Annotated in this window: 11 protein-coding genes and 2 riboswitches; of the genes, 10 read left to right on the top strand and 1 reads right to left on the bottom strand. The window is 44.2% G+C overall.

What is annotated here, in order from left to right; translation table 11 throughout:
* Nucleotides 1–257, bottom strand: a 257-nt coding sequence (locus AC37HE_RS09475) for a hypothetical protein (RefSeq protein WP_500782587.1), incomplete at its 3' end; no start/stop codon positions are given.
* Between the two features lie 287 nt (nucleotides 258–544).
* Nucleotides 545–743: riboswitch (cobalamin riboswitch) on the top strand.
* 84 nt (nucleotides 744–827) lie between these two features.
* On the opposite strand from AC37HE_RS09475, the gene AC37HE_RS09480 reads away from it, so the two are divergent.
* From AC37HE_RS09480 to AC37HE_RS09525, 10 genes are all read left to right on the top strand, one after another.
* Entirely contained in the window at nucleotides 828–1670 is an 843-nt protein-coding gene (locus AC37HE_RS09480; RefSeq protein ID WP_500782588.1) for an ABC transporter substrate-binding protein, read from the top strand.
* Nucleotides 1671–1765: 95 nt separating this feature from the next.
* The gene (locus AC37HE_RS09485; RefSeq protein WP_500782589.1) at nucleotides 1766–2293 is read left to right on the top strand and encodes a cob(I)yrinic acid a,c-diamide adenosyltransferase; all 528 of its coding nucleotides are present in this window, start codon (nucleotides 1766–1768) and stop codon (nucleotides 2291–2293) included.
* A gap of 203 nt (nucleotides 2294–2496) precedes the next feature.
* Entirely contained in the window at nucleotides 2497–3513 is a 1017-nt protein-coding gene (locus AC37HE_RS09490; protein ID WP_500782590.1) for a FecCD family ABC transporter permease, read from the top strand.
* Nucleotides 3510–4310 carry an ABC transporter ATP-binding protein gene (locus AC37HE_RS09495; protein ID WP_500782591.1) on the top strand — a complete coding sequence of 267 codons (801 nt, stop codon included), beginning with the start codon at nucleotides 3510–3512 and terminating at the stop codon, nucleotides 4308–4310. Before AC37HE_RS09490 ends, AC37HE_RS09495 begins: the two co-directional genes overlap by 4 nt.
* A gap of 72 nt (nucleotides 4311–4382) precedes the next feature.
* Nucleotides 4383–5150 (top strand): NUDIX hydrolase, encoded by a 768-nt coding sequence (locus AC37HE_RS09500; protein WP_500782592.1) that lies wholly within the window; start codon nucleotides 4383–4385, stop codon nucleotides 5148–5150.
* 64 nt (nucleotides 5151–5214) lie between these two features.
* Nucleotides 5215–5422, top strand: a riboswitch (cobalamin riboswitch).
* A gap of 88 nt (nucleotides 5423–5510) precedes the next feature.
* Complete coding sequence (locus AC37HE_RS09505; RefSeq protein ID WP_500782593.1) at nucleotides 5511–7445, top strand: TonB-dependent receptor plug domain-containing protein; 1935 nt, start codon at nucleotides 5511–5513, stop codon at nucleotides 7443–7445.
* 8 nt (nucleotides 7446–7453) lie between these two features.
* On the top strand, nucleotides 7454–8548 hold the full coding sequence (locus AC37HE_RS09510) for an NHL repeat-containing protein (protein ID WP_500782594.1): 1095 nt from the start codon (nucleotides 7454–7456) through the stop codon (nucleotides 8546–8548).
* A gap of 90 nt (nucleotides 8549–8638) precedes the next feature.
* Entirely contained in the window at nucleotides 8639–9025 is a 387-nt protein-coding gene (locus AC37HE_RS09515) for a DUF4430 domain-containing protein (RefSeq protein ID WP_500782595.1), read from the top strand.
* Between the two features lie 309 nt (nucleotides 9026–9334).
* Nucleotides 9335–9844, top strand: coding sequence for a bifunctional adenosylcobinamide kinase/adenosylcobinamide-phosphate guanylyltransferase (gene cobU, locus AC37HE_RS09520; protein WP_500782596.1), 510 nt, complete (start codon nucleotides 9335–9337; stop codon nucleotides 9842–9844).
* A gap of 72 nt (nucleotides 9845–9916) precedes the next feature.
* The coding region (locus tag AC37HE_RS09525) for a nicotinate-nucleotide--dimethylbenzimidazole phosphoribosyltransferase (protein ID WP_500782597.1) at nucleotides 9917–10717 on the top strand (801 nt) is incomplete at its 3' end.

Raw genomic sequence — 10717 nt, forward strand, 5'->3', positions numbered from 1 at the left:
AAAAAAGTAAAGCCGCCCTGAGGTTCAGGAACGGCTTTTGCTTGTTTAACGCAATTATTCGAGGTAAGGGATATTGTTATTCTTTCGAATTCAAACTTTATGTTTTTACCGCTTTGGCTGTATTTGCTTTGCTGAATTGGCTCGAAAAAGCCGCGCAGAGCAGGAGATAAATTCCACCCGCTGTTACGGCGAGTAACATAGCTAAAGCGATTAATATGTTGCTGACTTGTTTCATTCTTTTTGTTGTTTTGCTGCAACAACCGTCTTTAGCCAATTTACGTGCCTAAATGGGAATGAAGTGTTAAGTTGATGATAATCAGACGATGTTTGTTTTGGCCAACTCGCTTTATTTTCTCAGATTGATTAAACGAATCTCAAATCGACACTCCTTTTGCGTATCGGTGTAAGAAAGAGAAGCTGTTGAACTGGTCATCCCGAATTCCCAACAGATCCTGAAACAAGTTCAGGATGACTGTGAAAATAGTCTGACCAATATTTCCGGTGCTCTCAGAGGGTAGTCATCCGATTCCCAATTAATTTTTCTACTTTTGACCTGGTTTTTGGTGGCTAGCTTTTTAATCGAAGCTGCCTTAAAATGGGAATCCGGTGCAAATCCGGAGCAGTCCCCGCTGCTGTAAACCTCGCGAATTTTGCTGAACCCCAGCCACTGTCCGGCACTGCCGAACGGGAAGGCATCGGCAAAGGAGGTGAGCCAGAAGACCTGCCTTAAACAACCAGTATTAACCGGATCTTCGGGGAAAAAAGATCGTTGGAATACCTGTTCCATCCTTGTCTTTTCTTCGGATCATTGAAATTTTGATTCGTTCATGCAAAGTAAATTACAGAAGAATTTTTACCGGAAAGCGGGCTTTTTTAGTCTCCTGTTTCTGCTATTGGGGTTTTTTGCCCAAGCAACTACACCGCAGCGTATTATCTCGTTGGCTCCCTCGCTCACCAAAAGTTTGTACATGCTGGATGCTAAAGATCTATTAGTAGGTTGTACCAGTTTTTGTACCCTTCAAAACCCGGATGATGCTGAAGTGGTGGCCTCGGCTGTGAAGGTGAATCTGGAAAAGGCGATGATGCTGAAGCCCGATTTGGTGTTGACCAGTTCACTTACCAGTCCGGAAACCAAACGGGCATTCGAGAATCTTGGAGTAGAGGTAATGTATTTCCCATACCCGAAATCGTACCAGGAGATGTGTGATTACCTGTTGCGATTAGGTGAAAAGATTGGTCGGAAAGAGTTAGCCGAAAAGCTGGTGGCTGAATCGAAAGCGCGATTAGCGAAAGTGATTGCTTCGGTCCCGAAAACCGGTCATAAGCCGCGGGTGTTTATGCAAATTGGCGCCAACCCGCTGTTTACGGTGGTTCCTCATACCTTTATGCAGGACTTTATCGACTTTTCGGGTTGTGAAAATATTGCCGGAGACCTGGAAATTGGTAGCATTACCCGTGAAGGGGTACTGGTACGTAATCCCGATATCATTTTTGTCATCCTGATGGGTTCGGTGAGTGCTGATGAAAAGGATAAGTGGGAGAATTACCCGGCTCTGAATGCCGTTAAGAATAATAAAATTTTTGTGCTCGACTCGGAAAAAACCTGCAGCCCAACACCACTTGATTTTGTGGATGCCCTGGAGCAGATGATTGGGTTGATTTACAATTAAGAAAGTCGTTAGACGTGAGTAATTAGTCGTGAGCAGGTCAACTGCGTTCCATTTTGGTTTCGGTGCTCACGACTCATATCTCAATACTATAGAAAATGAAACAAGGACTCGTTCACATATACACCGGAAATGGCAAGGGGAAAACCACTTGCGCTGTAGGTCTGGGAGCCCGTGCGTTGGGGCAGGGATTTAAAGTGACCTATTGTCACTTTATGAAACGCCCCGAACTGTACGGCTATCACGAGATTGACAGTCTGAAAGCTTTGGGAGCAACCATCATGGGTTTTACCGATGGGCACCCGCATTTTAATAAAGAAGTAACGCCCGGGATGCTTCAAAAACAAGTCGCCGAAGCCTTGGTTTTCCTGGCGGGTTACCTGCAAACTGCCAAGCCCGATTTAATGATTATGGATGAAATTCTGATTACTGTACGCGATGGTTTCCTGGAAGAAGCTGTACTTTTGGACTTCATCGACCGGAAGCCGGAAGGTACTGAGCTGGTGTTGACCGGTCGTGGCGCAACTGAAAAACTGATTGAACGAGCTGACTATGTGAGTGAGATCAACATGATAAAGCATCCCTATCAGCAGGGTATTCCCAGCCGAAAAGGGATTGAGTTTTAGATATGAGTCATGAGTCATGAGAAAGACAGCAACCAGCGGTTACGTCTCAAGTTTTCAACCCTAAATTTAGCTTAGCAAATGAACTGCTGGCTGATTAATGAATAAAAGAAGTTTGGAGTACTGAGACTGGGGGTGCGAGAATAACAGCTATGAGATAACTCAATACTCATGTTTCACGACTCGATACTTTTAAAGTATATTGAATGAATAATCCGAAATATCTGAAATGGTTTCTGGCAGTTATTGTACTTGCCGGTTTACTGTTGTTTGCCATCCTGCTGTCGCTTAGTTCAGGTGAAATGAAGATCAGCCTGATTGATGCGCTGAAAATGCTTTTTGGTGGAGGCGATCATGGTAGTATTCAGTATATGCTGATTCGGCAGGTACGCTTACCGCGGATCATCCTTGGGCTAGCTGTTGGCGGAGCACTGAGCCTGGCGGGCGTCATTTTACAAGGGGTGTACCGCAACCCGTTGGTTGAGCCTTTTACCCTGGGTATTTCGGGCGGAGCATCATTGGGGGTTGCCATTACTATAGTCTTTGGTTTACAGCTGTCCTTTGGTTCTTTTATGTTGCCAATCTCAGGCTTTCTGGGGGCTTTCCTGATTATTTTCCTGGTTTATACCATCAGTTCCCGTCGCGGGACAATCGATATACAGCGCATGCTGCTAACCGGTGTTATGGTGAGCTTTGTAGCTTCGTCGGCTATGATGTTTCTGATGTCGATCAGCTCCAGTGAAAACCTGCATGGCATCATCTTCTGGATTATGGGATCGCTCGATGAACCAGACAGTTTCCTGATTTGGCTGACCCTTGTTTCAACTTTGGTAGTGTTGGTGTTATCCTACTTCTTTGTTCAACCGTTAAATGCTTTGCGCCTGGGCGAAGAGAAAGCTATGCACCTGGGAATTAATACGAATGTGGCTGTTCGAATCCTGTTTTTGCTGGCTTCGTTACTGGCCGGAATTTGCGTTTCGGTAGCCGGTGTTATCGGCTTTGTGGGCCTGATTATTCCGCATTTGCTGCGCTTGGTCTTTGGTACCGATTACCGCATTTTGCTGATCAGTTCATTCCTGTTTGGGGGCTCATTTCTGGTGCTTTCCGACGTATTGGCCCGAACCATTATTGCTCCCAACGAGTTGCCTATTGGGGTTATTACCGGCATTATTGGCGGTGTTATATTTATTGTCATGATGAGTCGTAAAAAGAACCTGGTATGAGCGAAAACTTCTTTGAAATAGCGAATTACTCGTGCGGATATCCTTCCTTTAAATTATCGGATATCAGTTTCAGCCTTAAGCGGGGAGCTTTTGCCGGTATTATTGGTCCTAACGGGTCGGGAAAAACAACCTTATTTCGGGGAATTACAGGAACGCTTACCAGCCTGGCAGGAGAGGTTCGTTTGCAAGGGGAAAATCTAAAGCAGCTTTCGCTGCAAAAGCGAGCTCAACATATTGCGATTGTTACGCAGACCGTTGATGCGGGGCAAATAACCGTTGAAGATTATGTGCTCATGGGCCGCATACCTTACCATTCGCGCTTTCAGTTTTTTGAAACCAAAGATGATTATGCCCTGGCGCAAAAATATATGGAGCTGACCGGTGTCTTTCACCATAAAGATAAACTGATGACCGAGCTTAGCGGGGGAGAACAGCAGCGGGCAGCAATTGCCCGGGCTTTAACTCAGGAGCCGGAGCTATTGTTGTTGGATGAGCCAACCTCGCATCTCGATATTACCCACCAGGTACGCATTTTAAACCTCATTCAGCGCTTAAATGTCGAAATGGGACTAACGGTACTCATGGTGATTCACGACCTGAACCTGGCCTCGGAATATTGCGATCAGTTGATCATGTTTCAAAACGGCCAGGTATTTATGCAGGGCGATCCGGAGAAGGTGCTGACCTTTGAAACCATTGAACAGGTTTATAAAACGCCTGTGATTACTCAAGTAAATCCTTATTCGAATAAACCGGTTATTTTTCTGGTAAGCGAAAAGATGATGAAAAAACATTAAGGCTATTTCATTGCTGGGAAAGTTGTGGTCGTTTAGCGAAAATGATTATTTTTAAGCAAATTTAATAACCCAATGACAACCCGGAAAGAAACAAATCTACAATCTCCTTCCACGGAATATTTATCACATTTATCTATTGATTGTGTCGTTTTTGGCTTCAGTGATAACCAGTTGAAAGTTTTGTTATTGAAGCCCAAATTTATTACCGATTGGAGTTTGCCTGGTGGGTTTGTTAAGCAGAAAGAAACGATGGAGGAAGCAGCCAGCCGGATCTTATTTGAACGGACCGGTGTTGAAAATATCTTCCTGAAACAATTTCGTGTATTTAGTGATCCTGCACGCAAAAATCCAATTTTTGAGGTTGATCGCATGAAAAGAGCCGAGATGAAATTGGATGGCATTGATTGGTTAAAGCAACGTTTTATTTCGGTTGGGTTTTATGCTTTGGTTGAATTTTCGAAAGTAGAAGCGCTACCTGATTTACATTCCGAAAAATGTGAGTGGAAAGCTATTGACGAAGTTGGTAGCCTGATGATGGATCACAACCAGATTTTTGACGATGCGCTTGAAACACTAAGGTTACAGTTGCGCTATCAGCCGATTGGCTATAATCTGCTCCCTGAAAAGTTCACGATGCCCGAACTGCAAAAGCTTTACGAAACGATCCTGGGGCGCGAGTTAGATCGACGCAACTTCCAACGTAAAATATTAAGCTACAAAATTGTGAAACGCTTGCCCGAGCGCCGGACTGGTGTGGCCTATAAAGCTCCCTATTTGTATCGTTTCGATTTGGATGTGTACAATAAAGGCTTGAAGGAGGGACTCGCGGGAGAGTGGTAGTACATGATCTGTAAAATTTATCGCTGAATTTCACTTATTTTCTTCTTTGAATTAAATAATTCCTACTTTTGTTGCTGGATTTGGTTCCAGCGATCCGACAGTTGTCGGATCCGGATGAAAAGGGAATCCGGTGTAATTCCGGAGCTGTACCCGCAGCTGTAAACCTCCAATAATCTTTCTGAAACCCCTGCCACTGTTTCCAAACAAATGAGACGGGAAGGCATCAGGAAGAGAGGTGAGCCAGAAGACCTGCCATAATCTTTTAAAGTATTAACAATAGCTTCGGGAGTAAAGCTGGTGAAATATTGTAATCACGTATTTTCCACAATTTTATCCTAAGCTCATATTCTGAAAAAAGAAATGAGAAGGTTTGTTCTATCTATCGGTTTGTTGACCTTGTTATCGGGTAACTTGTTTGCCCAACAGGAGCAATTAGCGGATTCTGTTCTCTTGCACGAGGTGGCTACCTATGCCCCTTATAAAAAGTACCAGGCTGGTGCCAAGGTTGAATCTATCCCGGCTGAGCAAATTGAAACCGGTCAGGCAGGATCCCTGGACCAGTTACTGATGCAGTTTACCCCGATTTATTTGAAGTCGAATGCCGGTGGACTATCGACCATTCGGATTCGAGGAACGGCTGCAGATCACACTTCGGTGAACTTTGGAGGTATCAACATCAACTCCTTAACGTTGGGGCATTCCGATTTTTCGAGTATTCCTGTTTATTTATTCGATGGTATTGATCTGCAGTACGGATCCTCATCGGCTGTGAATGGTTCCGGTTCCATTGGTGGTGCCGTTTACCTTGGTTTAAGTAATAACTGGACCAATGGTGCCCGTGTAAAAGCAACGGTATCGCAAGGATCTTTTGGAGAGCAATTGTATGGCGCCAAAGTATTTGCCGGAAACGGGAAGTTCGAATCAGTTACACGCTTGTACTATCACATGTTGAAGAATGATTTTCCGTTTACCAGACCAAGTGACGGAAAGAAATTTGATCAGCAAAATGCGATGATTGAAAACATGGGGTTGCTACAGGAACTGAATTACCGGTTTAATGCCCATGAATGGTGGAAAACGGCTATTTGGCTCGAACACGACTGGCACCAGGTACAGGCCCTGATGAGTGAGCATCCGCTCAATGCTGCCGGGGAGACACTGGATAACAAAAATATCCGGATTTGGTCGGAATACGAAAATCGCAAACATGCCCTTCAGTATAAAGGTGGTTTTGGTTTTGTACACGATATGCAGGTTTATAATGCCAATGAATTGCAAAAAATCGGGACAAACCGGTTGATTGCCGAGGTGGAAGCCAAACAGGATGTTCAAAAAAACTTTGGTTATAAGTTTGGCGCAAAATATACCTACATAAAACCGGATGTCTATGCTTACTCGTCGGATGTTATCGACTATGAGCAAAGAGCTTCTTTTTACCTGTCTGGTTTTTACACGCCTTTGAATACCTTGAAGTTAACGTTGAACCTGCGACAAGAGTTGGTGACTGATTTCAACGCTCCTTTTACCCCTTCACTGGGACTTGAATACCGGTTGTTGCTGACTGATGTTTCGGTAGTTAAATTAACCGGTAATCTGGCGAAAAGCTACCGGATTCCGACCTTCAATGACCGTTTTTGGCCGGGAGTTGGAAATGCCGACTTGAAGCCGGAAAAAGGGATGAATTATGAGTTGGGCGTACAGTATCAGTATTGCTCAGCTGTATTTCAGTCGGACCTGAAAGTGAATGGTTTTTACATGGATGTGAAAGACTGGATTGAATGGAGGCCCGGCAGTGTGGATTGGGAACCCGAAAATCGCTCGCGTGTGATTAGTAAGGGGATCGAATTCCAATCGAATAACGATATTTTCCTGGACAAAACCACGCTGAACTTCCGCCTGAACTACACCTTCAACCCGACTAAGGTTAAAGAAGACCAGGTTTTGAGTCTGGTAGGGACGGCGTTGATTTACGTTCCCAAACATATGGGAAACGCCTACCTGATGGCTGAACGTGGTCTTTGGTCGGCTTTTGTCGATGCGGTTTATACCGGAGAGCGTTTAGCTGATCACACCGGTAACGCGTTGTCGCCCGATGGAACAGTTTTGGATTCCTTCGTTTTGATGAATTGCGGTGTATCGCGCGGACTGCAAATTAAGGATCAGGATTTCAAACTGAGTTTTGCGGTGAATAACCTGTTGGATCAGGATTATCAAAATCAACCCGATTACGCGATGTGGGGCCGAAACTATCGTTTTACACTATCTACCGATTTGAATTTCAATAAAAACAAATAGAATATCTCATGAAAAAATTATTCAAACTATTACCATTTTTTTTGGCTTCAGTAGCCTTGTTAAGCGCATGTTCAGATGATAATGACGACAATGGAGGTTCTTCCTATAGCGATCAAATTGCAGGAGCTTACATTGTCAATTATGGCGGTTACGGGGTTGGATCCTCATCGATCACTAAATACGATTATGCGAATGATGAAGTGTCGGAGTACTATTATCAACTTCAGAACGATTATTCACCAATTACGTCAGCTCCTCAATATGCTTATAATTACGATGGGACGATTTATTTGATGAATAACGAACCCGATAATGTTATTGCTGTAAATGAGCTGTTTGTTTCACAGGATACTATTACAACTTCCATTGAGAAACCGCGTGCTTGTGTCGGTTATGGCGACTACCTCTACATTTCGTGCTGGGGTGCAAATCCCGATTGGGTTGATTTGCCAGATAGTTACATTGCGAAGTACAATGTGCTGACAGGTGAGGTTGAAGAAACAATTAGCCTACCAGGTGGACCGGAAGGCGTTCAAATTGTTAACGGTAAATTGTATGCTGCTTTGAACTACAAGAAAGCGATTGCTGTAATGGATTTGTCGACTGAAGACATTAGCTATATTGAGACTCCGGCAGTCGGGAGCAGCTTAATCAAAGATGATAGCGGTAACCTGTATGTGGCATTAATTAGTTCGTATTCACAAACTGCAACTGCAACTGGTTTGGGGTATATTAATACGAGCACTGATGAATTAACTGTATATGATCTGGATAATGTAAGTACCGCCTACGCTTCGATTATTGCCTTAAGTAAAGACCAGTCGAAAGTATATGTTGTAGCTGCCGGATACGATGCAAACTGGAACTTGGTTGGCGGAGTTAAGGTCTTCGATGTTGCTTCGGGAACTTTTGAATCAACAGAGCTGCTGAGTGACGTGACTGGTATTAACGGGGTCTCTGTCAATCCGGATAACGGCGATATCTATGTATTTATAAGCAACGGTAGCACAACCAAAGGAACCATGCAGATTTTTGATGCTGACGGAACTTACAAGGATACTAAAACAGTAGGTGCCGCTCCGGCTATGGCTATTTATCTCTAATTAGTAGCAATTGATTTTACGAATGAATGCTATCCCAATTTCGGTTGGGATAGTCTTTATGCTATAAAATAAAACCAAAATTAAGCTGAAATGAAATTAACCCCATTTTTATCAAGCCTTGTGCTGATGCTGACAATCAGTATGGCTGCCGTGGCCGGTAAGGCCCGGTTTGTGACTGTTGAGATTAACTATGGCGAGCAAAAGAAAACAGAAACAATTCAAGTTGAATGTCCGAAAGAAATGACAGCCCTCGAAGCCTTACAACATGCTGCCGATGTTAAAACTCATCCGATTAATGAATATGTTTTTGTTACTGCAATCAACAATGTGGCAGGTTCGCGTGGCGATATGGCCTGGTATTATACGGTAAACGGTGAAAAACCACAACTAGCCATTAATCAAGACGTAAAAGCCGGAGATGTCATTAGCTGGCGCTACGTGAAAGACGTTTGCTCCTGCACGGTAGATAAAAAGTGATCAGTGTTCAGTCGCGGTATTCAGTTTTTATCTTGTGAAAATCTTTGCCCGCTGTGCTTAAAAGAAGTCGTGAGTCATGAGATGCGAGTTGAAGACGGTTAGTAATGGTCACTCGTAGTCATTTAGTAGTCATTTAGTGGTCATTAATGGTTTGACTCATTGCAACTCTGTGACAAACTCTGCGCCCTCTGTGGTTAAAAGAAAATATGGAGTACGAGACGCGGGTAGTGCGTTATTATCTCACGACTCATGTCTCGCGACTATTTTTTGAAACTTTAAACTCGAAACTTGGAACTCAAAACTCAAAACATGGCTCGAATAACACTCGTAACCGGAGGAGCCCGATCGGGTAAAAGCAGCTTTGCCCAGCAAATGGCAGAGTCGAAAAGCGATCGTCCTGTTTACCTGGCAACAGCCCGTATTTGGGATGAAGACTTTGCCCTGCGGGTGAGACGACACCAAGCCGACCGTGATGAACGCTGGGAGAATGTGGAGGAAGAAAAGGAGCTTTCGAAGCATGATTTCAAGGGAAAAGTGGTGCTGATGGACTGTGTGACCTTGTGGCTGACTAATTTCTTTCACGATAGTGGGTACAAGCTGGAGGAAGCTCTGGATGCTGCAAAAGCTGAATGGGAACAATTTATTCAGCAGGATATGGAGCTGATCGTGGTGACTAACGAGCTTGGAATGGGGGTTCACCCTGAACACGAAGTAGCCCGCAAGTTTGCCGATCTTCAGGGCTGGATGAACCAGCACATTGCCCAAGGAGCTAATGCTGTTTACCTGCTTGTTTCCGGAATTCCGGTGAAGATTAAGTGATAGACAAGAAGACAACAGATTTGAGACAATAGACTTTTGTCTGATATCTAAAATCTAGTAATCTAAAATGAAATGATACAAGACCAATTACAACACAAAATTGACCTGAAAACAAAACCCACAGGTGCCTTAGGTCAGCTGGAACGGATTGCTTTGCAAATTGGTTCCATTCAAAATACTTTATCTCCTGAATTGAAACATCCGGCGATGCTGGTTTTTGCCGGCGACCATGGTCTGGCCGATGCCGGTGTTAGCCCTTATCCGAAAGAAGTGACCTGGCAGATGGTAATGAATTTCTGTGCCGGTGGTGCTGCTATCAATGTTTTTTGCAAGCAAAACGATATCAATCTGAAAGTTGTGGATGCCGGTGTTGACTTTTATTTCCCAAAAGATTTGCCGGTGGTTGAATGCAAAGTAGCGATGGGGACCAAAAACATGCTGGAAGAGCCAGCCATGACGGTTGAACAATGTCGGGAAGCTCAATCGCTGGGTGCAGAGCTTGTTAAAGCTGAAGCTGCTAGCGGGTGTAATATTATCGGTTTTGGAGAAATGGGAATCGGGAACACATCCGCTTCCTCCTTACTGATGCATCGCTACCTCGGTTTGCCGATAGAGCAATGCACCGGAAAAGGTGCCGGCATGGTGGGAGAGAAGCTCGACTATAAAACATCGGTTTTGAAGACCGTTTCGGAGAAATACGATCCAGTGACTGTTGAGGAAACCTTGGCTACTTTTGGTGGATTTGAAATAGCGATGATGGCTGGTGCTATGCTTGAGGCTAAAAAACAGGACATGGTTATCCTGGTCGATGGCTTTATTACAACGGCAGCTTGCCTCACGGCCATTCAGTTTGATGCTTCGGTTCGCGAAAAC

It is taken from the genome of Mangrovibacterium sp. (genome assembly GCF_059905295.1).

Excerpts from the sequence above, each read along its gene's own strand:
- AC37HE_RS09485 (WP_500782589.1), top strand. The coding sequence starts at position 1,766 with ATGAAACAAGGACTCGTTCACATATACACCGGAAATGGCAAGGGGAAA.
- AC37HE_RS09515 (WP_500782595.1), top strand. The coding sequence starts at position 8,639 with ATGAAATTAACCCCATTTTTATCAAGCCTTGTGCTGATGCTGACAATC.
- AC37HE_RS09505 (WP_500782593.1), top strand. The coding sequence starts at position 5,511 with ATGAGAAGGTTTGTTCTATCTATCGGTTTGTTGACCTTGTTATCGGGT.
- AC37HE_RS09490 (WP_500782590.1), top strand. The coding sequence starts at position 2,497 with ATGAATAATCCGAAATATCTGAAATGGTTTCTGGCAGTTATTGTACTT.
- AC37HE_RS09480 (WP_500782588.1), top strand. The coding sequence starts at position 828 with ATGCAAAGTAAATTACAGAAGAATTTTTACCGGAAAGCGGGCTTTTTT.
- AC37HE_RS09510 (WP_500782594.1), top strand. The coding sequence starts at position 7,454 with ATGAAAAAATTATTCAAACTATTACCATTTTTTTTGGCTTCAGTAGCC.
- AC37HE_RS09495 (WP_500782591.1), top strand. The coding sequence starts at position 3,510 with ATGAGCGAAAACTTCTTTGAAATAGCGAATTACTCGTGCGGATATCCT.
- AC37HE_RS09500 (WP_500782592.1), top strand. The coding sequence starts at position 4,383 with ATGACAACCCGGAAAGAAACAAATCTACAATCTCCTTCCACGGAATAT.
- cobU (WP_500782596.1), top strand. The coding sequence starts at position 9,335 with ATGGCTCGAATAACACTCGTAACCGGAGGAGCCCGATCGGGTAAAAGC.